25 protein-coding genes are annotated in these 25,145 nt (G+C 60.3%); 12 read left to right on the top strand and 13 right to left on the bottom strand.

The genetic code is table 11. From position 1 onward, the window contains the following. Positions 1–108: 108 nt before the first annotated feature. Complete coding sequence (locus tag ACA069_RS06265) at positions 109–2,559, bottom strand: penicillin acylase family protein (protein WP_497616740.1); 2,451 nt, start codon at positions 2,557–2,559, stop codon at positions 109–111. Positions 2,560–2,751: 192 nt separating this feature from the next. On the opposite strand from ACA069_RS06265, the gene ACA069_RS06270 reads away from it, so the two are divergent. After that, positions 2,752–3,309, top strand: coding sequence for a cysteine hydrolase family protein (locus ACA069_RS06270; RefSeq protein WP_497616741.1), 558 nt, complete (start codon positions 2,752–2,754; stop codon positions 3,307–3,309). A 140-nt stretch (positions 3,310–3,449) separates the two neighbouring features. On the opposite strand, the gene ACA069_RS06275 is transcribed toward ACA069_RS06270, so the two are convergent. The 4 genes from ACA069_RS06275 to ACA069_RS06290 are packed head-to-tail and all read right to left on the bottom strand — an operon-like array spanning position 3,450 to position 5,170. Further along, complete coding sequence (locus ACA069_RS06275; protein WP_008083915.1) at positions 3,450–3,659, bottom strand: SEC-C metal-binding domain-containing protein; 210 nt, start codon at positions 3,657–3,659, stop codon at positions 3,450–3,452. Further along, positions 3,656–4,150: an LEA/WHy family protein gene (locus ACA069_RS06280; protein WP_489878342.1), complete on the bottom strand. Its 495-nt coding sequence runs from the start codon at positions 4,148–4,150 to the stop codon at positions 3,656–3,658. Before ACA069_RS06280 ends, ACA069_RS06275 begins: the two co-directional genes overlap by 4 nt. Before the next feature lie 41 nt (positions 4,151–4,191). Continuing rightward, entirely contained in the window at positions 4,192–4,668 is a 477-nt protein-coding gene (locus ACA069_RS06285) for a YchJ family protein (RefSeq protein ID WP_210700995.1), read from the bottom strand. A 4-nt stretch (positions 4,669–4,672) separates the two neighbouring features. After that, positions 4,673–5,170 carry a DUF6231 family protein gene (locus tag ACA069_RS06290; protein WP_187679472.1) on the bottom strand — a complete coding sequence of 166 codons (498 nt, stop codon included), beginning with the start codon at positions 5,168–5,170 and terminating at the stop codon, positions 4,673–4,675. Positions 5,171–5,369: 199 nt separating this feature from the next. On the opposite strand from ACA069_RS06290, the gene ACA069_RS06295 reads away from it, so the two are divergent. The 4 genes from ACA069_RS06295 to ACA069_RS06310 all read left to right on the top strand — a co-directional run bounded on the left by ACA069_RS06295 (position 5,370) and on the right by ACA069_RS06310 (position 8,071). Next, positions 5,370–6,065: a PA1041 family peptidoglycan-binding anchor lipoprotein gene (locus ACA069_RS06295; RefSeq protein WP_489878343.1), complete on the top strand. Its 696-nt coding sequence runs from the start codon at positions 5,370–5,372 to the stop codon at positions 6,063–6,065. Between the two features lie 89 nt (positions 6,066–6,154). Then, on the top strand, positions 6,155–6,877 hold the full coding sequence (locus ACA069_RS06300; RefSeq protein WP_401270565.1) for a PA1041 family peptidoglycan-binding anchor lipoprotein: 723 nt from the start codon (positions 6,155–6,157) through the stop codon (positions 6,875–6,877). 161 nt (positions 6,878–7,038) lie between these two features. After that, the gene (locus ACA069_RS06305) at positions 7,039–7,320 is read left to right on the top strand and encodes a DUF1145 domain-containing protein (protein ID WP_489878345.1); all 282 of its coding nucleotides are present in this window, start codon (positions 7,039–7,041) and stop codon (positions 7,318–7,320) included. Next, positions 7,313–8,071 (top strand): collagen-like protein, encoded by a 759-nt coding sequence (locus ACA069_RS06310; protein ID WP_497616743.1) that lies wholly within the window; start codon positions 7,313–7,315, stop codon positions 8,069–8,071. Before ACA069_RS06305 ends, ACA069_RS06310 begins: the two co-directional genes overlap by 8 nt. Before the next feature lie 220 nt (positions 8,072–8,291). Here ACA069_RS06310 and ACA069_RS06315 read toward each other — a convergent pair whose 3' ends face one another. Further along, positions 8,292–8,756 carry a CopD family protein gene (locus ACA069_RS06315; RefSeq protein WP_497616745.1) on the bottom strand — a complete coding sequence of 155 codons (465 nt, stop codon included), beginning with the start codon at positions 8,754–8,756 and terminating at the stop codon, positions 8,292–8,294. A 99-nt stretch (positions 8,757–8,855) separates the two neighbouring features. On the opposite strand from ACA069_RS06315, the gene dinG reads away from it, so the two are divergent. The 5 genes from dinG to pdxH all read left to right on the top strand — a co-directional run bounded on the left by dinG (position 8,856) and on the right by pdxH (position 16,808). Next, positions 8,856–11,000, top strand: coding sequence for an ATP-dependent DNA helicase DinG (gene dinG / locus ACA069_RS06320; protein ID WP_187679466.1), 2,145 nt, complete (start codon positions 8,856–8,858; stop codon positions 10,998–11,000). A 95-nt stretch (positions 11,001–11,095) separates the two neighbouring features. Continuing rightward, entirely contained in the window at positions 11,096–13,591 is a 2,496-nt protein-coding gene (locus tag ACA069_RS06325) for a beta-galactosidase (RefSeq protein ID WP_497616746.1), read from the top strand. Between the two features lie 182 nt (positions 13,592–13,773). Further along, the gene (locus ACA069_RS06330; RefSeq protein ID WP_497616748.1) at positions 13,774–14,919 is read left to right on the top strand and encodes a serine hydrolase domain-containing protein; all 1,146 of its coding nucleotides are present in this window, start codon (positions 13,774–13,776) and stop codon (positions 14,917–14,919) included. A 113-nt stretch (positions 14,920–15,032) separates the two neighbouring features. After that, positions 15,033–16,136: an OmpA family protein gene (locus tag ACA069_RS06335; RefSeq protein WP_497616749.1), complete on the top strand. Its 1,104-nt coding sequence runs from the start codon at positions 15,033–15,035 to the stop codon at positions 16,134–16,136. A 24-nt stretch (positions 16,137–16,160) separates the two neighbouring features. Beyond that, a complete protein-coding gene (pdxH, locus tag ACA069_RS06340; protein ID WP_305441765.1) occupies positions 16,161–16,808 on the top strand; it encodes a pyridoxamine 5'-phosphate oxidase in 648 nt (215 codons plus the stop codon). A gap of 5 nt (positions 16,809–16,813) precedes the next feature. Here the strand turns inward: pdxH and ACA069_RS06345 are convergent, their stop codons facing one another. Then, positions 16,814–17,050, bottom strand: coding sequence for a hypothetical protein (locus tag ACA069_RS06345; protein ID WP_401270545.1), 237 nt, complete (start codon positions 17,048–17,050; stop codon positions 16,814–16,816). Between the two features lie 167 nt (positions 17,051–17,217). Here ACA069_RS06345 and ACA069_RS06350 point away from each other — a divergent pair, with 167 nt between their 5' ends. Continuing rightward, positions 17,218–17,682 (top strand): outer membrane lipoprotein, encoded by a 465-nt coding sequence (locus tag ACA069_RS06350; RefSeq protein ID WP_007969461.1) that lies wholly within the window; start codon positions 17,218–17,220, stop codon positions 17,680–17,682. A 90-nt stretch (positions 17,683–17,772) separates the two neighbouring features. Here the strand turns inward: ACA069_RS06350 and ACA069_RS06355 are convergent, their stop codons facing one another. The 3 genes from ACA069_RS06355 to nhaA form a co-directional block, all read right to left on the bottom strand. Continuing rightward, positions 17,773–18,021, bottom strand: a complete 249-nt coding sequence (locus tag ACA069_RS06355; protein WP_489878350.1) for a pyocin S6 family toxin immunity protein — start codon at positions 18,019–18,021, stop codon at positions 17,773–17,775. Positions 18,022–18,039: 18 nt separating this feature from the next. Continuing rightward, on the bottom strand, positions 18,040–19,212 hold the full coding sequence (locus tag ACA069_RS06360) for an S-type pyocin domain-containing protein (RefSeq protein WP_497616751.1): 1,173 nt from the start codon (positions 19,210–19,212) through the stop codon (positions 18,040–18,042). 182 nt (positions 19,213–19,394) lie between these two features. Beyond that, positions 19,395–20,585, bottom strand: a complete 1,191-nt coding sequence (gene nhaA, locus ACA069_RS06365) for a Na+/H+ antiporter NhaA (RefSeq protein ID WP_401270536.1) — start codon at positions 20,583–20,585, stop codon at positions 19,395–19,397. Between the two features lie 251 nt (positions 20,586–20,836). Here nhaA and ACA069_RS06370 point away from each other — a divergent pair, with 251 nt between their 5' ends. After that, positions 20,837–21,931, top strand: a complete 1,095-nt coding sequence (locus ACA069_RS06370; protein WP_257357222.1) for a PLP-dependent cysteine synthase family protein — start codon at positions 20,837–20,839, stop codon at positions 21,929–21,931. Positions 21,932–22,046: 115 nt separating this feature from the next. Here the strand turns inward: ACA069_RS06370 and ACA069_RS06375 are convergent, their stop codons facing one another. From ACA069_RS06375 to ACA069_RS06385, 3 genes are all read right to left on the bottom strand, one after another. After that, a complete protein-coding gene (locus ACA069_RS06375) occupies positions 22,047–23,660 on the bottom strand; it encodes an NAD(P)/FAD-dependent oxidoreductase (RefSeq protein ID WP_401270532.1) in 1,614 nt (537 codons plus the stop codon). A gap of 97 nt (positions 23,661–23,757) precedes the next feature. Beyond that, complete coding sequence (locus tag ACA069_RS06380; protein WP_497616752.1) at positions 23,758–24,411, bottom strand: COG3650 family protein; 654 nt, start codon at positions 24,409–24,411, stop codon at positions 23,758–23,760. Positions 24,412–24,470: 59 nt separating this feature from the next. Continuing rightward, on the bottom strand, positions 24,471–25,070 hold the full coding sequence (locus ACA069_RS06385; RefSeq protein WP_497616753.1) for a short chain dehydrogenase: 600 nt from the start codon (positions 25,068–25,070) through the stop codon (positions 24,471–24,473). Positions 25,071–25,145 lie beyond the last annotated feature (75 nt).

A 25,145-nucleotide genomic window follows, 5' to 3' on the forward strand; every position in this document is an offset into this window, starting at 1 on the left:
AAGCCATTGTGGGAGCGAGCCTGCTCGCGAAAGCGGTTTATCTGACACATCGATTCTGAATGTGCCACCGTCTTCGCGAGCAGGCTCGCTCCCACAAGTGATCGGCGTTTATTTGCCGGGGGTGAGGGTCAGGCGCGTCTTGCCATACACCCGATCAAAGTTCTGCGGCTGCATCGGCAACCCGATGTACTGGCCCTTGAGCCACTGATCAATGCCATTGAGGTAGTTCGGGCTGACCGGATTACCCGATTGCCCCGTACCGTTCTGTCCCATCAGCGGTTCGGCCTGACCGAAGTCGACGATAAAACGCATCGACGGCGCACGCGTGGTGGTGAAGTCCTGGCCCCAGGTAAACGCCGAGGTGTTCAGTGTGGTGTGATCGCCGCCAGCCGCGAGCGGCCCACGAACAGTCTGGCCATTGGCGTTCTTCCACACGTAGGTGTGCAATTTGCCCCATTGCCAGGCTTTGTGATCGCCACCCAACTGGCTGTCACCAGCGGCAATCGCTGCCGCGAAGCTGCGGGCGAGAATCACCGCTTTGTCCTCTTTCTGCGGCGTGCGCAGGTCATCCCAGAACGGACTGTCCTCGCGCCCCAGCAGATGATCGGCTTGCGCGGCGTAGGACAAATCACCGTTGGCGATAAACGCTTTCCACGCCGCGCTGGACTCTGGGCCTAGTTCGTCGAGGAAGATCTGCTTCATGCTTTCTTGCAGGAACAGTTCATAAATCGCCGCATCCGCCGAGGTCGGGCTGAGTTTGCCGTCAAACGCCATCAATCGGGTGAACGCCTCGCGGGCTTTGCTGCGATCGGTTTCCGGCAGGGCGTCGATCGCCTGTTTCAGCGGTTGTTTCATCCCCGGCGCTTCGAACACTTTTTTCAGCTTGGCGGCAAACGTGGTGGTCTGGTCGTACTGCATGGCAATCACGCTGCGACTGTCGTGCTTGCCGCTGCCGGCGAGTTCAGCAAGACGCTCACCACGTTCCGGCGCGGCCCAGGAGTTCGACAGTTGCATGCCGTAACCGTGAGGAATCACGCGCTGGTTGGCGGTGCCGAGCCAGCCTTGCGCCGGGTCCTGATCGTATGGGTGCAGCATCGGGTCGGCATAACCGTCCCAGTCGTAACGACCTTCCCAGCCCGGCGACGGCAGCAGGCCTTCGCCTTCGCGACGGTTGGGGAAGCGGCCGGTGACTTGCCAGCCGATATTGCTGGCGTCGGCGAATACCAGATTCAGCGCGATGGCGCGGATTTCCCGGCTCGCGTCCGAAGCGCGCTCAACGTTCTGCGCACGACTCAGATCAAAAAATGCGTCCAGGGTTTTGTCGTCGGTGAAGCTCGGCGTCTGCAAGGCCAGGCCATAACCGTTGCCTTGTGCGGCAGCCTGGGCGCTGTTGAGCAACGCGCCGTGGCGGGTTTCGTACACCGCTTCGCGAATCGGCCGCTGGCCTTTGACGAAATAGGTTTCGTTGCGCACGCCTACAGGCTGCCATTTGCCATTTACTTCGTAGGAAAGGGTGCTGCCCTGACGACGGATTTTTTCCAGGAACAGGTCCTGGTTGTCGCCGAGCACGCTGGCCATGCTCCACGCCACTTTGCCGTTGAAACCACCCAGCACCATCGGCAAACCGGCTACGGTCACGCCGGCAGCCTGATATTTAGGCGCACGAATCTGTACGAAGCTCCAGAGCGACGGCGCGGCCAATGGACCATGGCTGTCGCTGGCCAGCAGGCTTTTGCCGCTGCGACTGCGTTGCGGGGCAATCGCCCAGTTGTTCGAAGAGGGGGTGCCGAGCAGGTTTAGCGTCGACAGTTGCTGGCTGGCGCTGCTCAGTTCGCTCAGACCGGGGATTTGCCCGCTGAGCTTGAGGCCTTGCAGCTTGTCGGCTTCGGCCAGCGGCAGATTTTCGTCCGGGGCGGACGGGGTCAGCCAGGCGAGTTTGTCGGTGGTCACGGTTTGCGCGAGCACCAGTGACGAGATTTCTTCCGGCAGGTTGGCCGATTGGCTGAAGTTCAGTAGGGCGAAAATCAGCGCGGAATCTTCCGGCTTCCAGTATTCCGGCTTGTAGCCGCTGGCAGCGAGGTCGCCCGGCAGTTTGTCGGCATAGCGGAACAGGTAGGCGTTGACGCCGCGCGCATAGACTTCGAAGAATCGCTTGAGCCGCGGTGACGAGGCCTTGTAGAGCTCGGCGGCGCTTTTTTTCAGATTGACCGCGCGCATGTAGCGGTCGGCGTCGAGCATCGAGGCGCCGGAGATTTCCGCCATACGGCCCTGAGCGAGCAGGCGCAGGGTGACCATCTGGTTGATGCGGTCGCTGGCGTGGACATAGCCGAGGGCGAACAGCGCGTCGTGGAAGCTGTTGCTTTCGATCAACGGCATGCCCATGGCATTGCGGCGTACCGAAACGTTCTGCGCCAGCCCTTTGAGCGGTTGCACGCCGGAGTTGGGAGGGAGGGTGTCCTGAGCGTTCCAGGTCTGGCAACCGGACAGGCTCAAAACACTGGTCACTGCTGCGGCAACGCCGAACCGGGGAAGAAAATGTGTAAGGGCTGGCGAGGCCATGGCAAAGCTCCTGCGGGGGTGTCGAGGCTGGGGGCGCAATAAAGCCGCTACGTTAGTGAGCGGGAGGTGGCCGCGCAAGCGGGGCGAGTGGTTATTTCTTGCCACTGATCGATGATCGTTTCATGACTTGCTTAGGTGAAGGGAGGGATGTTGAAGTGCGGCCAATCAAATGACCCTTGCGAGAAGACCTCTATGGAGCTGCAGGCCAACGCTGCACTGATCATCATCGACCAGCAAAAAGGCATCCTGCAGCCGCGATTGGGGCGCAGGAACAATCCGCAGGCTGAAGAACGAATCCTTGATCTGCTGGCGCTTTGGCGCCGCAGCGGGCGGCCGGTGATTCATGTGCAGCACTTGTCACGTTCGCCGGATTCGGTGTTCTGGCCGGAGCAATCCGGGGTGGAATTTCAGGAGAGGTTTTTGCCGCAGGACAGCGAGTGGCTGATTCAGAAACAGGTGCCGGATGCGTTTTGTGCCACTGAACTGGAAGCACGGTTGCGGCAGGCCGGGATCGGGCAGTTGATCATCGTTGGCGTGGCCACGAATAACTCGGTGGAATCCACGGCGCGTACAGCGGGCAATCTGGGGTTTGATACGTGGGTCGCGGAGGATGCGTGCTTCACCTTCGACAAGGCCGATTATTTCGGTACGCCGCGTTCAGCCGAAGAGGTGCACGGGATGTCGCTGGGCAATCTGCATGGGGAGTATGCGACGGTGGTCAGTGCCGGACAGATTCTGGCCGTCGCCTGAGAACTCTGTGGGAGCTGGCAAGCCAGCTCCCACAAGGATCGCGATGTACACAAAATTTGTGACAGACGCTGATTAACCTGTAGGAGCGAGCCTGCTCGCGAAGGCGATTGATCAGGCGATGATGATCTTCGCCCGAAGCATCAAGCCCCGTGGCACTTCTTGAATTTCTTGCCGTTGCCGCATGGGCAAGGGTCGTTGCGGCCGACGTCTTTCAAGGCGTTGCGCACCGGTTCCTGGTGAGCGTGGCCGCAGTTCGGGCCGTGGACGTGGCCATGGTCATGATCGTGGTGATGGTCATGATCATGATCGTGGTTGCAGTCAGGGCCATGGACATGAGGTTGCTGAGTCATCGGTGTTGCTCCGGAATTAAATCGGCAGGGATTATCACGCCATTGCGCTCAAGGTGCACGTAGTGAGCGATGAATAAACCGGTTTCCATTTCGCCCTGCAAACGATAGGGGATCTGCTGGTCCGGTTTTTTCAGCATTTTCACCACGTCCTTCACCTTCGGCCATAAATTGGTGCGGATCGGCACTTTGAAGTACGCGCTGCGTTTGGGCCCGACGGTAAACCAGTGTTCATGCTCGCCCTCAGCCAGCAACATGTCGGCCAGATGAATGCGGTATTCCAGGCCGCGCACGGTCAAGTCGCTGTCGTTTGGATTGTCGATGCGAAAGTGCAGGATGAACTTCTGCTCAAGCAACTTGGCGCGCACCACTTCGACTTTTACCAGGTGCACGGCGGGGTCGACGCGGTCATCGCTGAACCACGACGCGCAGCCGCCGAGGTTCAGCATCAGCATCAGAACAAACAATCGCAGTGTGTGGCGTTGACCGAGCATCGAGTGACTCCCTTTGTGCTCCAGTCTAGTTGCCGCTGTCTTTACGCGCCGAAATACCCCGCACAGCACTTCTTGAACTTCTGCCCGCTTGCGCACGGGCAGCTGTCATTGCGCCCCAGCTTCAATTGCACAGTCGGGTCGATGAAGTACCAGCGCCCGGCGTTCTGCACAAATGAAGAGCGTTCGCGGTGGCTGTGTTCGCCCTGGCTGTCGTGCCAGCGCGCGGTGAAGGTGACGAAGGCGTGTTCCGGCTGGCCGCCGAAGACTTCCGAGCTTTCGACGTCGAGGCCGAGCCAGGTGCTTTGCGCGCTCCAGGCACTGATCGATTGGCGATCCAGCCCCGCTTGCTGAGCAGGCAGGGTGGTCGCCACCAGATAGTCGATCAGCCCCAGCACATAAGCGCTGTAGCGCGACCGCATCAAGGCTTCCGCGCACGGCGCCGGCAGGCCTTCGTGATAGTGACCGCAGCAGGCATCCAGCAGATTGCCGCTGCCGCAAGGGCAAATGGCTGTACTCATTGCATTACCACCAGTATTTCCCGAAGTTTTCCGGATTGGCCCAGAACCTTGAATTGAGCCAGTCGGGGACTTGTTTGTAGTCAAGCAGATCATAGGTGAACAGGGTCAGCACTTGATCGTCGCGTTGGAAGCGTTCGCTGGCTTGCAGTGCCAGCGAGTAAAAATCGGTTTCCTGCCAGCCGCTGGCCGACAGATCCGCCAGCACCGCAATGCGACTGGCGTTGAGGTTGCGGATCCCGCCCAACAGATTCAGGCCGTCACGCTTGGGCAAATGTTCCAGGCAATCGACCACCAGCGCCAGATCGAAACGTTGCGCCGCCAGCTCGGCAGGCAAGGCACCGGGCGCGGCGTGGGCGACGATGGTGTCCGGATGCGCTTCTTTAAAAGCAGTCAGCGCCGGGAATTCACTGGCGCCGATCAACAGCAGACGCGCCGGGGCGTAACGATCCAGCAAAGCGGCCAACGCCTGTTGCGGCGTACGGGAAGAAATGGCGACGTTCATCGAAGCTCCTCAATCAGACCGCCAAGACTAGCCTGCCTGACTGCGGCGGCAAAGAGCCCGACCACGCAGGTTTGCGGCAAATGCGCCAAAGTCCTGTGAACACGGTCGCAAACAGCAATGGCCTATTGCTGGCGGAGATTAAAACTCCGGTCTTTACTCCCTGAATCGGTTTTAAGCCGATCCCTCAGGAGAAAACTAGATGAGCATAGTTCGGACAGCATTACCCTTGGTTCTGCTAACCAGTGTGTTGACTGGTTGCGCAGGTTTGCAGAAAACCGACTGGCCGACCTGTGCGGCGGTCGGCGGTGTCGTCGGTGCCGGTCTTGGCGCGACGGAGAGTTCGGCATGGGCGGGCTACGGTGCGCTGATTGTCGGTGGTACGGCAGCAGCCTATTGCTGGGTACACGGTGATGGCGACGAAGACGGCGATGGTGTGCCGGACAGTCGCGACAAGTGCCCGGGCACGCCAAAAGGCGTTCAGGTCGATGCTGACGGTTGCCCTCCACCAGCGCCTGCACCCGTGGTTGAAGAAGCTGTCGTGGTCAAGGAAGAAACCATTGTCATTCGCGATGTTCACTTCCAGTTCGACAAAGCCACGCTGACCGGTGCCGACAAACAAGTGCTCGACAAGGTCGCTACGCGCCTGAAACAGGAATCCTCGACCGCGCAACTGACCGTCACCGGTCATACCGATAGCGTCGGCAGCGATGCCTACAACCAGAAACTGTCTGATCGTCGCGCGCACTCGGTGGTCAAGTACCTGGTTGAGAGCGGCGTGCCGCAAAGCAGCTTCGTTTCGGTGACCGGCGCCGGTGAAAGCCAGCCAGTCGCGGACAACAAAACCGCTGACGGCCGTGCGCAGAACCGTCGTACAGAAATCAAAATCAACCGCTAGCCCTCTCGCATCCGCGGCTTGTGCAGTCGCGGATGCGGGTCTTTACTCCTGTGTAACCGGTATGGGCCGGTGACACAGGAGCTTTCACAATGACTGTTTTCTCAAGGTCCGTCTTGCCGGTGCTGCTGCTTGGCAGCTTGCTCACCGGTTGCGCCACCCACAGCGATGGCACTGCACCCCTCAATCAACGTACGTGGCCGATCTGCAGCCTTCTCGGCGGGCTGGTCGGTGGCGGCCTCGGCGCCATTGAAAGTGGCGGTTGGGCCGCTGGCGGCGCAGCGCTGGGGATACTTACCGGCGGACTGATCTGTTATGCCCAGGACGGCGATAAAGACGATGACGGCGTGTTCGACCGCCGCGACCGTTGCCCCGATACTCCGGCCAATACCCCGGTCGATCACCGTGGTTGCCCGCTGCCACAATATCCGGTCGTAGAGAAACCGGTCGAACCGGCCCCGCAAACCGAAGTCATCACGTTGAGCGATGCCGGCAACGTACTGTTCGATTTCGACAAGTCCGACCTGACGCCCGCCGCGAGAGCCCAACTTGATACGCTGATGGACAAATTGCGCAATGCCGACGTGGTCAGCATCAAGGTCATCGGTCATACCGACAGCAAAGGCTCGGATGCTTATAACCAGGCATTGTCGGAACGGCGCGCCAGCAGTGTCGCGGCTTATTTGCTGAGTCAGGGGCTGGCACCGAACAAACTGACCAGTGAAGGACGAGGCGAGAGTGAGCCGGTGGCCGATAACGCAACCGACGAGGGGCGCGCGCAAAACCGTCGCGTGGAGCTGCACATCAATCGTTAGGAGGTGTCTGTAGTCCGCGAGCTAGAGCTGCCGGGGCGATCATCGTCGATCCGGCAGCCATTTAGCGGCTCGGCGAAGATTTTTCATTTTTCCCTCTGGCTTATCCCCCGCAGAAGCCGTTACTGTGCGCCCAAAGAATAATTCGCAACACGGGGGAGCGTATGAAAGTGTTCTGGGGGCTGGGGCGGTTATTGACCCTGCTGTTCTGCTGCGTGGTACTGGCCAATCAGCTGGTGCCGTTCGTACATCCGCTGCATCTGCTGGTCAATCTGGCCGGCGCTCTGCTGTTGCTGATCCATGTGTTCGAAGTGCTGCTGTGCAATCGCAGCCTCAAGGGGCGCGCGCACCCTTGGCGTGATCGTGGCCGCATCCTGCTGTTCGGCGTATTCCATCTGCAAACCATCCCGGCCCCGGCCGCTCCGGAGGCTTCTTCCCATGCGTAAATTGTGTCTGCTCGCTGCTTTTATCAGCCCTTTGGCCTGCGCCCAGGTGGTCAGCGTCGAAACCAATTCCCTGATGCGTCTGCCCAACACCGCCGGCACTTTGCAGCTCGAACGACTGGAAGTGGCCGATTATGGCACCTTGCTGGTTCCGGCCAACGTGACCGAACTGAGTGTCGGCGAATTGCGCCTCGGTCATGAAGCACGCATCGCTATCGTTCCGGGTGAACAGGCTTTTGAGATGAAGGTCATTCGTGCAGATTTGAGCGAAGGCAGTCAGATCACCGCGCGCGGTGCGCCGGGCACCTACGAAAAAGCCGCCCGTGCCGGGCGCAATCTGAATCTGCAATTCAAGGCACTGAACGCGCCGCAACTGTTGGTCGATGCCCGTGGCGGTACCGGTGCGCCGGGTTTTGTCGGTCTCGATGGCGGCAACGGTGAAGATCCAGGGTGCACCTATGGCTCGGCTGGACATGGTGCGGATGGCAGTGACGGTGGCGACGGTCAGCCAGGTGCTCCGGGTGCGCTGGTGCGGCTGGAAGTGCCGCGCGACTTCCCGGTTGAGCAAATCAAGGTCAACGTCGCCGGCGGTGCTGGCGGCCCGGCGGGTGTTGGCGGCAAGGCAGGCAAGGGCGGCAAATCCAAGGGCTGCCTGGTGTATCGCGCCGATGGCGGCAAGAGTGGCAAGGCGGGGGCTGATGGGCAGCCTGGGCCAGTGGGGGCGGCGGGGGCTGTGACGGTGCAGCGCTTGTAAAAGCAGACCCTCATCGGAACGCCGCCCGCCCAGCCCTCTCCCGGAGGGAGATGGGGCCGACCGAGGTGACTCACGCTATCCATCGACCTGAAAAACCGAGTCGATTATGGATTCAAAGCCAATCTTTCAAGTCGGCGTAGCTCTTCAATATCCCCCACTCAGTCCCCTCTCCCTCCGGGAGAGGGCTAGGGTGAGGGGCTTTTGATCTAATCCCCGATCTTCAAATCATCGGCCTCGCCGCCGCAATCGCCACCAGCACCAACCCGACAATCAAATTAATCCCCACCACCCGCCGGATTCGCCCCAGCACTGCCGCACCCGCCGCCCAGTCCTTCGCTTCAACCGCCTTACGCAACTCCGGCAGCATCAACCCCTGAATCCGGATAAACAGCGCCGTCATCACCACATACAGCCCGATCATCACTTGCACATACTTTGGCGCGGTCTCAAACCCGACCTGCTGCAAATGCAACATACCCACACCACTGATCGGCAACAGAATCACCGCGACCCAGACCCAGCGGAAAAAACCTTGAAACACTTCCACCCACAAGGTCAGCCGGGCAGGGCCGTCCAAGGCCTTCACAGCCGCCGGACGCAAGACCATCCAGGCGAAAAACATGCCGCCGACCCAGACCAGAGCGGACAGGACATGCAGCGGATAAACGAGGCTAAAAGGTGTCATTGGGGCACTCCGTTCTGCGCGGGATTAATTAGCGGGGTATGATAGCCGCCATCCGAAACCACTGAAAATTTATCCAGCGTTTTTTGCGCCCGACAATCCATGATCAGCACTGAACTCAAAACCACGATCCAGGGCGCCTACTCGCGTTTTCTAGAGGCCAAGAGCCTCAAGCCGCGTTACGGCCAGCGCCTGATGATCGCTGAAATCGCCAAAGTCCTCGGTGATATCGATACCGACGACGAAGGCCGGCGCAGTGGCGACCCCGCAATTGTTGCGGTGGAAGCCGGCACCGGTACCGGCAAGACCGTGGCGTACAGCCTCGCGGCAATCCCGACGGCGAAACTGGCCGGCAAACGTCTGGTCATCGCCACCGCGACCGTGGCCCTGCAAGAGCAGATCGTCTACAAGGATTTGCCCGACCTGATGCGCAACAGCGGGCTGAACTTCAGCTTTGCCTTGGCCAAGGGCCGTGGCCGCTACATGTGCCTGTCCAAGCTCGACATGCTGTTGCAGGAAGGCCACGCGCAGACCGCCACAGCCCAGCTGTTCGAAGAAGAAGGCTTCAAGATCGAGGTCGATGAGGCCAGTCAGAAGCTTTTCACCAGCATGATCGAAAAGCTCGCCGGCAATAAATGGGATGGCGACCGCGACAGTTGGCCCAATGCTCTGGAAGACGCTGACTGGGCGCGGCTGACCACCGATCACAGCCAGTGCACCAACCGCCATTGCCCGAACTTTGGCCAGTGCGCCTTCTACAAGGCCCGTGAAGGCATGGGCAAGGTTGACGTGATCGTCACCAACCACGACATGGTTCTGGCTGACCTCGCATTGGGCGGCGGTGCCGTGCTGCCGGATCCGCGCGATACCCTTTACGTGTTCGACGAAGGCCATCACCTGCCGGACAAGGCGATCGGCCACTTCGCTCACTACACGCGCCTGCGTTCCACCGCCGACTGGCTGGAAACCACCGCCAAGAACCTCACCAAACTGCTGGCCCAGCATCCGCTGCCGGGCGATCTCGGCAAATTGATCGAGCAGGTGCCGGAACTGGCGCGGGAGATCAAGACCCAGCAGCAGTTCATGTTCAGCGCCTGTGAGCAGATCGCCGATTTCAAACCCGGTGAAGACGTCGAAGGTCGCGAACGGCCACGCCATCGCTTTGTCGGTGGGGTGATTCCCGAGCACATGCGCGAAATGGGCATCGAGCTGAAAAAAGGCTTCTCCCGTCTCAACGATTTGTTCACCCGTCTGACCGACCTGCTCAAGGAAGGCATGGACGGCGAGGTCAACATCGGCATTGCCAGCAACCAGGCCGAAGAGTGGTATCCGCTGTTCGGCAGCCTGTTGTCCCGTGCGTCGGGCAACTGGGAACTGTGGACGGCGTTCACCGCCGAAGACCCGGAAGACAGCCCGCCGATGGCCCGCTGGCTGACCCTGGCGGAGAGCGGTTCGCTGTTCGACATCGAGGTCAACGCCAGCCCGATCCTCGCGGCTGAAACTTTACGCCGCAGCCTGTGGAACGTGGCGTACGGTTGTCTGGTGACTTCGGCAACCCTGACCGCGCTCGGCACTTTCGACCGTTTCCGCATGCGCGCCGGCCTGCCGAAAAAAGCCGTCACCGCCGTGGTGCCGAGCCCGTTCCACCATGCCGACGCTGGCGTGTTGCGGGTGCCGGATCTGAAGGCCGATCCACGCGACGCCGCCGCTCACACGGCCGCGATCATTCGCGAGTTGCCGGATCTGGTGGAAGGCTCGCGCGGCACGCTGGTGTTGTTCTCTTCGCGCAAGCAGATGCAGGACGTATTCGACGGCCTCGACCGCGACTGGCGCAAGCAAGTGTTCATTCAAGGCAACCTGTCGAAACAGGAAACCCTGAACAAACACAAGGCTCGTGTCGATGGCGGCGATTCCAGCGTGCTCTTCGGTCTGGCCAGTTTCGCCGAAGGCGTGGACTTGCCCGGCGCGTACTGCGAACACGTGGTGATTGCCAAGATTCCGTTCTCGGTGCCGGACGATCCGGTTGAGGCGGCGCTCTCGGAGTGGATTGAAGCCCGGGGCGGCAATCCGTTCATGGAAATCTCCGTGCCCGATGCCTCGCTGAAACTGGTTCAGGCCTGCGGTCGTCTGCTGCGCACTGAAGAAGATCGCGGCACCATCACCTTGCTCGACCGGCGTCTGGTCACCCAGCGCTATGGCAAGGCGATCCTCAATGCGTTGCCTCCTTTCCGTCGTGAAATTTCCTGAGACATAGGTGGGCAGTTTTGCCCACTTTGTTGTCTATCTCTCTGCCATCGCTTTTCCATTGGCCATTGTTGGTCGTTAGGGAGAACTCCGTTCTTATGATCCGCCGTTCGTTGCCTGCCGTGTTTGCCTTGATCTTCGCTGCCCCGTTGCTGGCGGCGCCTGCTGCGCCGCAAACACTGTTCAACTTTGTCCGTCCCGCCGACGTGGTGAAAATCGCCACTGAAAACGCCGACCTGCCGCAAGCCAACGCCGAGCAAACCCCGGAAGGTGAAGTGCTGCGACGCGTGACTTTCAACCCGGCGGCCCGCCCGACCTTGCGCCTGACCCCGCAAACCGGTGCCTGGGACTGGTCGCAGTCCGGCATGATGAGCCTGCGCATTCAGAGCGCAATGAACTGGGCCGTGACGGTCTACGTGCAGATCCAGAGCAACAATGGCCAGACATTGACCAGCCGCGTCGACCTGCCGGCCGGCCCTGCGCAAACCTTGCTGGTGCCGTTGGTGGCGACCACGCCGCTTAGCAAGGGCATGAAAGCCGGGCCACCGATGCCAATGACCGTTGATGGCCAGCGGATTCTGCTTGCCAGCAGCAGCGGGGAAATCGATCGCAGCCAAGTGGTGTCGGTGAGCCTGTCGATGGAACAGCCGAAAGTTGCCCAGAGTTTGCTGCTAGAGCGCTTTGGTGTGCAGGACGGTGAGGCGGTCACGCAAGCGGTGTACGGCAATCTGGTTGACGCTTACGGGCAATCGACCCGCAGCAAATGGCCGGAAAAAATTGCCAGTGACGAACAACTCAAATCCGCCGCCGCCAGAGAGCAGCAACAGCTGAAAACCTGGCTGGCCGAGCGCGAAAAGTCCTCGCTGGACAAGTTCGGCGGCTGGAGCAAAGGCCCGGCGTTCAAGGCCAGCGGTTTCTTCCGCACCGAAAAACGTGATGGCCGTTGGTATCTGGTCACGCCTGAGGGGCATCCGTTCTATTCCCTGGGCGTCAACACCGTCACCCCCGACGTCAACCAGACCTACGTGGCCGGGCGCGAGTGGATGTTCGAGTCCCTGCCAAAGCCCGACGAACCGCTCGCCAGTCACTTTGGCGAGGGCGACAACCGTGGCGGCAACGGCGCCGATCAGGGCCGAGGCTACGGCAATGGGCGCTGGTATGACTTCTACGGCGCTAACCTGCAGCGGGTTTACGGCGAGCCCTGCAAACCGGATAGCGACAGCAAGGCCGGGGTCGCTGAAGCGGCCAAGGCTGGCGCAGTTGAAGAAACCGCAGTGAAAGCCGCCGAGCCTGCGGCACAGTCAAGCGAACCGAAGGCCGGTGTCGCCGAAGCGGCGAAAACCGACGCCGTGGCGACGACGGCAGAAAAAGCCGCTGATCAACCCGTTACGACTCCGTGCACCGCCACGGTCGATGAGCAGAAGTGGGCCAGCCACGCCCTTGATCGGCTGCAAGCCTGGGGCTTCAACACGGTCGGCAACTGGAGTGCTGACTCGCTGAGCGACGCGGAACGCGTGCCCTACACCTTGCCGCTGGCGATCGTCGGCGATTACGCCAGCATCAGTACCGGCAACGACTGGTGGGGCGCCATGCCTGACCCGTTCGACCCGCGTTTCGCCATGGCCACCGAGCGCGCCGTGGCCATCGCGGCCCGCGATCACCGCGACGATCCTTGGCTGATCGGTTACTTCGCCGATAACGAATTGGCCTGGGCAGGCGCGGGCGACGATCCGCAATCGCGCTACGCACTGGCTTACGGCACCTTGAAAATGACCACTGACGTGCCGGCCAAGCGCGCGTTTCTCAAGCAACTGCGCGACAAATACCGCAATCAGGCGGGGCTGTCGAAAGCCTGGGGCATTGACCTGCCGGCCTGGGAGTTGATGGAAGATCCGGGCTTCGTGCCGCCGCTGCCGAATCCGGAGCACCCGGAGATCGAGGCTGACTTCAAATACTTCCAGAAGGTCTTCGCCGATACCTACTTCAAGACCATCTCCGACTCGCTGAAATGGCACGCGCCGAATCAACTGCTGCTCGGCGGCCGTTTTGCCATCAGCACCCCGGAAGCCGTGGCCTCCTGCGCGCAGTATTGCGATGTGCTGAGCTTCAACATGTACACCCTCAAGCCGCAAGACGGCTATGACTTCGCCGCGTTGAACGCTATGGACAAACCGGTGCTGATTACCGAGTTCAACTTCGGCTCTGCTGATCGCGGCCCGTTCTGGGGCGGCGTGACGCAACTGGCCAAGGAAGAGGATCGCGGTGCGGCGTACGCCAACTTCCTCAAACAGGCGCTGAGCGAGCCGTCGATTGTCGGCGTGCACTGGTTCCAGTATCTGGACCAACCGGTGACCGGGCGTCTACTGGATGGCGAGAACGGCCACTTCGGTTTGGTCGGGGTGACGGATCTGCCGTATCAGAGCTTTGTCGAGACGGTACGCAAGAGCAATTTGCAGGCGGTTGATCAACTTGGCAAACAGGCGGAGAAAGCCGCAGCGGTCCATGAAGCCGAAGGCGGCAGGAAAGGTGAGGCCGGCAAAGGCCCGGGGCAGGGCGCTGGCCATGCCGGTGGGCATTCGGGCAATGGTCATTAAGGCGTGATGCGCTAAAGATCGCAGCCTTCGGCAGCTCCTGCATGGGACACGCTTCTCTGTAGGAGCCGCCGCAGGTGATCTTGCTTTTGATCCGACCGCCTAGCCCACAGCTGTTCCCAAAACCCTCAAGGGCTGGAACAATGCGGGCCACTTTGTAGAGCGTTTTCGCGGGGGAGTTGCGGGTGCAGATTCAGGGACATTACGAGCTTCAATTCGAAGCGGTGCGCGAGGCATTCGCCGCACTGTTCGACGATCCCCAGGAACGCGGCGCAGCTTTGTGCATCAAGGTCGGCGGAGAAACCGTCCTCGACCTCTGGTCCGGCACCGCCGACAAGGACGGCGCCGAGGCCTGGCACAGCGACACCATCGCCAACCTGTTCTCCTGCACCAAAACCTTTACCGCCGTCACGGCTCTGCAATTGGTCGCCGAAGGCAAGTTGCACCTGGATGTTCCCGTTGCCCGCTACTGGCCGGAGTTCGCCGCCGCTGGCAAAGAGTCCGTTACCCTGCGCCAATTGCTCTGCCATCAGGCCGGCCTGCCGGCTTTGCGCGAGCTGCTGGCCCCCGAAGCGCTCTATGAATGGCAAACCATGGTCGACGCCCTCGCGGCCGAAGCACCCTGGTGGGTGCCGGGCACCGGTCACGGCTATGCCGCGATCACTTACGGTTGGTTGATCGGCGAACTGCTCCGTCGTGCCGATGGTCGCGGGCCGGGGGAATCGATCGTTGCCCGTGTCGCCAAACCATTGGGTCTGGATTTTCACGTCGGTCTGGCGGACGAAGAATTCCATCGTGTGGCGCACATCGCCCGCGGCAAGGGCAATGCCGGCGACGCCGCCGCTCAGCGTCTGCTGCAAGTGACGATGCGCGAGCCGACCGCCATGACCACCCGCGCCTTTACCAATCCACCGTCGGTGCTGACCAGCACAAACAAACCGGAATGGCGGCGCATGCAGCAGCCGGCGGCCAATGGCCACGGCAATGCAAGGAGTCTGGCCGGGTTCTACGCCGGTTTGCTCGACGGCAGCCTGCTCGAAAGCGACATGCTTGAAGAACTGACCCGCGAACACAGTATCGGCGAGGACAAGACCCTGCTGACTCGCACCCGTTTCGGTCTGGGCTGCATGCTTGATCAACCCGACGTACCGAATGCCACCTACGGCCTCGGCCCGCGTGCGTTCGGGCATCCGGGCGCGGGCGGCTCGATCGGTTTTGCTGACCCTGAGCATGATGTTGCGTTTGGTTTTGTGACAAATACCCTTGGGCCGTACGTCTTGATGGATCCGCGCGCGCAAAAGCTCGCGCGGGTGCTTGCCACTTGTCTGTAAAGCGTCATCAGAGGTTCCAGGGCCGGAACCTCGAAAGGTTTTTCGATTCAAAGCGACAGTTTATCCGGGCGAAAGTGCTCTGATTTTTCATTACTTCATTTTGTGGATTTTCAATGTCATCTAAAAAGACACTCGCCCTGGCCCTGTGTGTTGCGATCACCGGTTGTGCACAGACTCCTAAAAATGATGCGGACGGCGGCAGTTGGTGGCCGTTTGGTTCTTCCGACAAAGTGGCGGCCAAAGAGCCGGCACAGGCCCCAGCACCGTTGAAACCTGCTGCTACTGCGCCGGTTGCCAAAACTGAAAGCAGCAATCCATGGTATTGGCCGTTCGGCTCCGACGATTCGACCGCCAAGGCAGATGCCAAGCCTGAAGTGAAGCCTGAAGCCAAACCGGTCGCCGTGGCCAAAGCCGAGGCTGACAAGGGCGGCAAGTGGTGGTGGCCGTTTGGCGGCAAGGATCAGGACACCGCCAAAGTAGTGCCGATGCCGGATCCGAAAGTCACTCAGGCTTGGCTTGACGACTACGAACCGCGCCTGCGTACTGCCATTCAGGACAGCAATCTGCAACTCGAGCGCCGCGACAATGTGCTAGTCGTCACCGCGCCGGTCGAAGGCTCATTCAACCCGGATCGTCCGGCGATGCTGCTGCCAGTCACGCTTGGCCCGTTTACCCGCGTGGCGAAAATCCTCGAAGCCGACCCGAAAACCGCCGTGCTGGTACTCGGTCACAGCGACTCCAGCGGCGCTGCGCCGGCCAACATCAAATTGAGTCAGGAACGTGCTCAAGCCATTGCGGCGATCTTCCGTCTCAGCGGCTTGCAGCGTGATCGCCTGATGCTGCGCGGCATGGGTTCTGAAGCGCCACGTGCCGCCAACGACAGCGTTGAAGGTCGTGCCCTCAACCGTCGCGTTGAAATGCTGGTGACTCCGCAGAACACCATGGTTGCGCTGCTGAGCAAATACAACATGCCAGCGCCGAAGCCAGTGACCCTGGTTGCTGCGCAGGACGCCAAGCCAGTGGCCAAACCGGTAACCCCGGCGCCAGCCGCGAAAAAAGCTGCTGTACCGACCACCAAGAAAGCCCCTGCGAAGAAAGCCGCCGCCAAGGCTCCAGCCAAGAAGGCACCGGCGAAGGCTCCAGCGAAGAAAACCGCTCCAGCCAAAGCCGCCGCGACCGACAAGAAAGTCGCCGCGACCGATGCCACCAAGAAGTGATCCGCTAACGAAAAGGAATGCGCCATGACCCAGGCTCTGGCAGATATGCGTCGTGATTACACCCGGGACGGTTTGACCGAGGCACAAGCCCCGGCCGAGCCGTTTGCGCTGTTCCACCAATGGTTCGCCGACGCGGTGAAAACCGAGCAGGCGCCGGTGGAAGCCAACGCCTTGACCCTGGCCACGGTCGATGCGGACGGGCGTCCGCATTGCCGCATTCTGCTGCTCAAGGGCCTGGACGAGCAGGGTTTCACCTTCTTCACCAATTACGACAGCGCCAAGGGCCAGCATCTGGCGGCCAATCCGTTTGCCGCCATGACCTTCTTCTGGCCGACCCTGGAGCGCCAGGTGCGCATCGAAGGGCGGGTGGTGAAGGTCACACCGCAAGAGTCCGATGCGTATTACCAGGTGCGTCCACTGGGCAGCCGCCTCGGTGCCTGGGCATCACCGCAGAGCCGGGTGATCAACGGGCGCGGGGAACTGGAGGATTTGCTCAAGGCGACCGAGCAACGCTTCAGCGATACTCAGCCAGATTGTCCGGAACACTGGGGCGGTTATCGCTTGCTGCCCGAGCGCATCGAATTCTGGCAGGGCCGTCCGAGCCGCCTGCACGATCGCCTCAACTACCGTTTGCAGGGCGCCGACTGGATTCTTGAACGTCTGGCACCTTAAGCAGTCTACCGAGCGGGATACCCTGCCGCAGCGGCCTCAAGCCACTTCGGCAGGTCCCGACGCTTGATCTTCTGCGCATGTGCATGGGCCAATTGTTCAAGCATAAAAGCGCGTTTGCCTTCATCCTTGCCGGCCAGCGACAGTGCCAGGTCGCGATCAACCCAGCGTTTGATCCGTACGTACAGCCACCCATGGAAGTACAGACCGGCGACGGTGGTGACGACAATGATGAAGTAATCCATGAAAATCCTTGGGTCGGCGGCGCAAGAAATGGAATTTGGCGCTAATGTTGGGTGAGTTCGCAGGGCGCCTGTACCGGGCCTGAATGAAAGCAATTTTATCCGAGCTGCGTCGTGACAGGCGTCAAGCTGCGGAGTTTAATGAATACCTGTCCTTTGGAGTTGATGCTATGCGTAAGTCTGTTCTGCTGGTTGCTTCCTTTTCCACGATGGCGATGTTGCTTACCGGCTGCCAATCGAGCCTGACCGGTGACTCCTACTCCCGTGACGAAGCGCGTCGCGTGCAGACGATTCGCATGGGTACCATCGAATCCCTGCGTCCGGTGAAAATCGAAGGCACCAAGACCCCGATCGGCGGCGCAGCAGGCGCAGTGGTCGGCGGTGTCGGCGGCAGCGCCATCGGTGGCGGTAAAGGCAGCATCGTCGCTGCTGTGATCGGTGCGGTGGCGGGTGGTCTGATCGGCTCGGCGACCGAAGAAGGCCTGACGCGTACCCAAGGTGTGGAAATCACCGTGCGCGAAGACGACGGCAGCATGCGCGCCTATGTGCAGCAGGTTCAGGAGAATGAAGTGTTCCGCGTTGGCGAGCGTGTGCGGATTTCGACCGTTGGCGGGACCAGCCGCGTTTCGCACTAAGCGGGAGCGAGCGGCAAAAGAAAACCCCGATCAGGTGACTGGTCGGGGTTTTTTTGTCGGTGGCTTTTCAGCTTTTCTGAATCAGGCTTGTCAGTCTTCGCGACAAAGCCCGATGCAGTAAGTCAAATCGTCCCTGAAGGGCGTATTGACGATTTGCATGATTTCTCTGGCTTGAGTTTCCGTTAGATCATGTTCACCCATCGGTACATCTTTCAGAGATTCCCACCCCATGACGTTAAGAACCGCCTGCTCTGAAGTTTGTGGGACATCTTTATCATATTGCAGTGAGTTGTCTGGATTTGGTTCAGGGAAAAACCCGGAAAGCGCTAAAAAAATCATTCTCGAATACTCAATTTTTCACTTGGTCGTGGTGCGTCTTTCGGGTTTTGCTTTACCAGTTTGCTCACCCGTTTTTATATCGAACTCGCCGAGATGGTCTCCTTCCCAGTTATAAACCTCGACAGCACCATGTTGATGGTCCCACTCATAAATACGCTTTTTGCTCTCCCAGCGCTTGCGATGTCCTTTTTTACGAACCGGTACTGCATCGGGGAAGGCCGGAAGTAACTTGGGTGGCATATGGTAGTCGTGGTCACCAGACACCGGACGCGCAACCACAATATAGAGTGGCCTGACCCCCGAATCCGCCGGAAACACCAGAATGAAGTCCCTGTACTCCGGCGGATAAACCGGATTCACCAGAATCCCCTCTGCCGCTTTCGTCGGTGGATACACCCAGATATGCGGCGCCTGCGGAGCTGCCTCCAGCGCGGGGATGTCGAGAATGTCAGAGCCATCCACGGCGGGTGTCCAGATCAGTTCGACGCCTTCACCCAAGTCAGCAATGAACTGGCTGCCGCGCGAAGTGAATTGCACGACATCAACCATTTCCCAATCACGATTCTTACCGGTGTAGAAACCGTAACCCTTGAGGCTGCCGTCGGCCTGTTGCTCGACCCGCAGTCGAACGCGGGTACGGGCCTGTTTCAGGGCGAGCAGTTGATCGTCGGTGTAGAGGGCGCTGTCGCCAAGGCTCGAGGGCATGAACAGCGCGACCAACCCAACCAACGTGGCAGCAGCAGTGCTGGCGGCAACGGCAGGCAACGCTTCGAATGCAGATCCGGCCAGAGCAAAATTGCCGAGTCCTGTCGGGATGGCCGTCGCGCTGATTTTCTTCAGCGCGACGGCACCGTTGGCATCGGCTTCGCGGGCACCGAGCAGGATCAGGTCGCCGTAGTCTTTCAAACTATCGGTCGGCACCATCCCCGGAGGATTGGAGTAATCAATGATCGCGTCCGGCAACTTGCAGGACTTGGCAAACACGCATCCGGCGCGCACTGGATCAGGCTTTTTGGCTGCAACCTCACGATTGCGCTCAAACGCCTCCTGCCGCGCCAGCATGGCGTCGTAAGCGTTTTGTCTGGCTTCGCGCTCGGCCAGTTCTGTGGCTGTCATGTAGCGGTAGGTGACGTGATGCCCGTCGCCCGCCGGTGGGTTGGGAACCCTGGGAATGTCCTTGCTGCCAGCCACTGATCGTCCTTCCGTTCATCCATCGACAGCCCCTCGGAAGGGGCTGCACGACGTTAACGAAGCAGGAATTTTGTGGCTGTAGGACGCGTCTCTAAAGGCGAGGGGATTGTTCGCTTTGTTGCAGGAGAATGGCTTGAAGGTAAATTTGTGGCGAGGGGATAAATCCCCTCGCCACAAGTGTTCTATGCGGTAGGCAAAGTGTTGTTTCGACGACTCGCCGCCGCCGTCACCGCATAACCGATCAACGCCGCCAGAATCGACCCCGTCAGAATACCCATCCGGTCCATGCCCGCGTATTCACTTGCACCCGGAACAAAGGCCAGAGAGCCGACAAACAGGCTCATGGTGAATCCGATGCCGCACAGAATCGCCACGCCCAGCACCTGACCCCAGTTGGCGCCTTGGGGCAGGGCGGCGATACCGATCTTCACGGCCAGCCATGTCAGGCCGAATACGCCGACGGTCTTGCCGAGCAGCAGGCCGACCGCGATGCCCATCGGTACGTGGTGGGTGAAGCTTTCGACGGTGACGCCGCTCAGCGACAGGCCGGCGTTGGCGAAGGCGAACAGCGGCAGAATGCCGTAGGCGACCCATGGATGAAGCGCGTGTTCCAGCGTCAGCAACGGCGAAGGCTCGGCGTTTTTCGTCCGTAGCGGGATGCAGAAGGCCAGGGTCACACCGGCCAGCGTTGCATGGACGCCGCTCTTCAGTACGCAAACCCACAGGATCAAGCCGATGATCATGTATGGCCCGAGCTTGACCACGCCGAGCCGGTTCATCGCTACCAGCGCCGCAATGCAAGCGGCCGCGAGGCCCAGCGACAGGGTCGAGAGTTCGCCGGAGTAGAAAATCGCGATGATCACGATGGCACCGAGGTCATCGATGATCGCCAGGGTCATCAGGAACAGCTTCAGCGACACAGGCACACGCTTGCCGAGCAGGGCCAGTACGCCGAGGGCAAAGGCGATGTCGGTGGCGGTAGGGATTGCCCAGCCGCTCAGGGCGGCCGGATTGTCGCGATTGAGGAACCAGTAGATCAGCGCCGGCACCAGCATGCCGCCGACAGCGGCCGCACCCGGCAGGACGATCTGCGACGGCTTCGACAACTGGCCGTCGAGCACTTCGCGCTTGACCTCCAGGCCGATCAACAGGAAGAACAAAGCCATCAGGCCGTCATTGATCCACAGCAAAAGGGGTTTGGCGATTTTCAACGCGCCGATCTGCGCTACCACCGGGGTGTCGAGCAAACCGGTGTACAGCCACGACAATGGCGAGTTGTTGATAATCAAAGCGAGGATGGCCGCGGCGATCAATAACAGACCGCTGGCAGCTTCCAACTGAAAGAAACGCGTGAAAGTGCTACGCAGAGGCAAGGTCGCTCTCCATCGATGAGTCAAAAAGGTGGGACACCCTAACCCGTACGGTTAGTTGTTAAAACAAAAGTTATATTCTTTTTTGTTATATGTCGTTACAACGCCTTTACCCCGAACCACGCTGAGCCTAGCAGTTGCCGGACATATTGAGACTCAGCTGTATCTGTGCGCGATGTAGGTTTTTTCCTAAGCTGACGGATGAGCCTTTTCAGGAGGCCAATCTCCTGCCCGATTCAACGAGAACCATGACCATGAGCGACAACCGACAGTGGGCCCGCGAAGCCATCCGTATCATCGAAGCGGATTTTCAGCGCAGCGCCGACACCCATCTGATTCCCTTGCCGCTGCCAGGTTTTGCGGGCATCGAGTTGTACTTCAAGGACGAGTCGAGTCATCCGACCGGCAGCCTTAAACATCGGCTGGCCCGTTCGCTGTTTCTCTATGCGCTGTGTAACGGCTGGCTCAAGCCCGGCGCGCCGGTAATCGAGGCGTCCAGCGGTTCGACGGCGATTTCCGAAGCGTATTTCGCGCGGATGCTGGGGCTGCCGTTCATTGCGGTGATGCCGGCGACCACGTCGAAAGAGAAGATTGCCCAGATTGCCTTCTACGGTGGCCAGAGCCATCTGGTAAAAGATCCGACGCAGATTTATGCCGAATCCGAGCGTCTGGCTCGAGAGCATGGCGGTCATTTCATCGACCAGTTCACCTATGCCGAACGGGCGACCGACTGGCGGGCGAACAACAACATCGCCGAGTCGATCTTCCAGCAGATGCGCTACGAGAAACATCCCGAACCGAGCTGGCTGATTTCCAGCCCCGGCACCGGCGGCACCACCGCGACCCTCGGTCGTTACGTGCGCTATCGCCAGCACTGCACCCGCGTGTTGTGCGCTGATGCCGAGCGTTCGGTGTTCTTCGATTACTACCAGACCGGCGACGCCAGTTTGCGTCTGGATTGCGGTTCGCGGATCGAAGGCATTGGCCGGCCAAGAGTGGAAGCGTCGTTCTTGCCGAAGGTGATCGACGCGATGGTCAAGGTGCCGGACGCCTTGTCGCTGGCGGCCATGCATTACCTGGCGCAACGGCTGGGGCGGCATGTTGGCGGTTCGAGTGGCACCAACCTGATTGGCGCATTGATGGCGGCGCAGCAAATGAAAGCGGCGGGGGAGTCGGGGTCGATCGTGGCGATTCTGTGCGATGGCGGCGAGCGTTATGCCGACACCTATTACGATCAGGACTGGCTCAAGGCGCAGGGCTATGAGTTGAGCGGATTGATTGAGGCTGTGGCGGCGAGTGCCGAGCGGGGAGAGGCGCTGCCGACTTCGGTGTTGCGCGCCAATATCTGACACACCGAAATCAAATGTGGGAGTGAGCCTGCTCGCGATGGCGTAATAACATTCAACAGCAATGTTGACTGGATTACCGCAATCGCGAGCAGGCTCACTCCTACAGGGTTTTGTGTCAGTCGGTAATACCCAGGATGTCGCGCGCTACAGCCTCGGCAATCCGAATCCCGTCCACACCCGCCGACAGAATCCCGCCCGCATAACCCGCGCCTTCACCGGCCGGGAACAGACCCTTCACGTTCATGCTCTGCAGCGACTCATTACGAGTAATGCGTAGCGGCGAAGACGTGCGCGTTTCGATCCCGGTCAACACCGCATCGTGCAGCGAGTAGCCGCGAATCTGCTTCTCGAACGCCGGCAGCGCTTCACGAATCGCCTCAATCGCGAAGTCTGGCAATGCCAGGGCCAGATCGCCCAGCGCCACGCCCGGTTTGTAGGACGGCTCGACTTCACCCAGTTCGGTCGAAGGAATGTTGTTGATGAAGTCGCCAACCAGTTGCGCCGGGGCCTTGTAGTCGCTGCCGCCGAGGATAAAGGCGTGGGATTCCAGACGCTCCTGTAACTCGATCCCGGCCAGCGGGCCGCCCGGATAATCTACTTCCGGGGTGATGCCGACGACGATGCCGGAGTTGGCATTGCGCTCGTTACGCGAGTACTGGCTCATGCCATTGGTGACCACACGGTTCGGCTCGGACGTCGCGGCGACAACGGTGCCGCCCGGGCACATGCAGAAGCTGTAGACCGAACGGCCGTTCTTGGCGTGGTGCACCAGTTTGTAGTCGGCGGCTCCCAACTTGGGGTGGCCGGCGTATTTGCCCAGACGCGCACGGTCGATCAGCGACTGCGGGTGTTCGATGCGGAAACCCACCGAGAACGGCTTGGCTTCCATGAACACGCCACGGCTGTGGAGCATGCGGAAGGTGTCGCGGGCGCTATGGCCGAGGGCCAGAACCACGTGTTTCGAATGCAGAGTCTCGCCGCTGGCCAGTTGGACCCCGACCAGTTGGCCGTCTTCGATCAGCACATCACTGACGCGCTCCTGGAAGCGCACTTCGCCGCCCAAATCTCGGATCTGTTCGCGCATGTTTTCAACCATGCCGGTCAGACGGAACGTACCGATGTGCGGCTTGCTGACGTAGAGGATTTCTTCCGGTGCGCCGGCCTTGACGAACTCGTGCAGGACTTTGCGGCCAAGGAACTTCGGATCCTTGATCTGGCTGTACAGTTTGCCGTCGGAGAACGTGCCCGCACCGCCTTCGCCGAACTGCACGTTGGACTCGGGGTTGAGCACGCTTTTACGCCACAGGCCCCAGGTGTCCTTGGTGCGCTGACGCACTTCGGTGCCGCGTTCGAGGACGATCGGCTTGAAGCCCATCTGTGCCAGCAACAGGCCGGCAAAGATCCCGCACGGGCCGAATCCGACGACGATAGGTCGCTGGCTCAGGTCGCTTGGTGCTTCGCCTACGAATTTGTAGCTGACATCCGGCGCCACGTTGACGTTACGGTCGTCGGCGAACTTGCCCAGCACTTTGGCCTCGTCGCGTACGGTGAGGTCGATGGTGTAGATGAAGCACAGTTCGGAGGACTTTTTGCGCGCATCGTAGCTGCGCTTGAACAAGGTGAAATCGAGCAAGTCATCGCTGGCGATGCCCAGACGTTGCACGATGGCAACGCGCAGGTCTTCTTCGGGATGGTCGATTGGCAGCTTGAGTTCAGTGATTCGTAACATGGCGAGGATCCGGGTTCGCGGGGCGCACAACTGCGCCAGGGCGTTTGAAGGCCGCGATTATAAGCCGCAACCGCCGGATCCGGTGAGGGTAAAACGATCAGTCGTTACGCGAACCGCCGAAATACCCGCAGCCACGCCGCACCTGACCGTCGATGCGCAGTTCGGCGCTCATGTGCTGCACGCTGCCGGTGCTGCTGTCGACGCAACGTTGCGGCGCGACCCACAATTCGATGCGCTGGTTGTTGGCTTCGCTGCTGAGATTGAAGCGACCGTCGCCCAATTGCTCTTCAACGTATGGGACGGCGAGCGGGGGCTGGCCGTCGCGGTCGATGACCATGCCTTTGCTGCTGACCTTGACGTTCCACTCAGGGCCATGGCCGGCGGCGCGCAGAATCAGCAGCTTGAAATTCGGATCGTCACACGCGGTGCCCGAACGTTCGACGCGATAGAGCTGGGCAAGATCGAGGCGGTCACCGGCGATCTTGCCGCGCACGTCGGCGAACAACTTGCCCTGGTCATCGGCCAGGGTCGCGGCCTCTTGCAAGACGCTGGTGCCGCCAATGTCGTTGACCACGTATTGGCGTTGATCCTGACACGGCTGGAACACCAGCTTGCCGTCGGCAGCGGTCAGTTGCCCCTGCATCCGTGTCTGCCCCACGTGCGAGGCACTTTCTCGCGGGCCATCGAACAACTGGCAGGCGGCAAACAACGGCAGCAGGGCAACAAGGACTAACGAACGGGCAACACGCATCTTCGGCTCTCCAGACAAGTGCCGCCACGTTACGCAGGCTGACCGTTCATCACAAGGGTTTAGCCGACGTGAAAAGTCTGACCGGTTTGCAGGCCTTCGACACTTTTGGCGTAGGCCAACGCCACATCTGCTGCAGGAACCGGCTTGTAGCCACGGAAATACGGGGCGTAGCTGCCCATGGCTTCCAGCAAAACGGTCGGGCTGATCGAGTTCACGCGCAAACCGCGTGGCAGTTCGATGGCGGCCGCGCGAACAAAACTGTCGAGGGCGCCGTTGACCATTGCAGCCGAGGCGCCGCTGCGGATCGGATCATGGCTGAGCACGCCGGTAGTGAAGGTGAACGAAGCACCGTCGTTGGCAAACTCGCGACCGATCAGCAATAGGTTGACCTGGCCCATCAGCTTGTCTTTCAAGCCCAGGGCGAAGCTGTCTTCGTTCATTTCACCCAACGGTGCGAAGGTCACGTTGCCAGCGGCGCAGACCAGTGCGTCGAACTTGCCGGTTTGTTCGAACAGTTTTCGGATCGACCCGCTGTCGCTGATATCCACCTGCAAATCGCCGCTTTTGCGGCCGATACGAATAACTTTGTGGCGTTGCGACAGTTCTTTGTCCACGGCCGAACCGATGGTGCCGCCCGCGCCTATCAACAGAATTTTCATCGTGTTGTGCCTCAAGTGATTGAACGAGGCTTCAGTCTAGAGTGGTTTTTTCTGTGGATAAGCGCGCTAATGGGC

The organism is Pseudomonas sp. LBUM1652 (genome assembly GCF_059716105.1).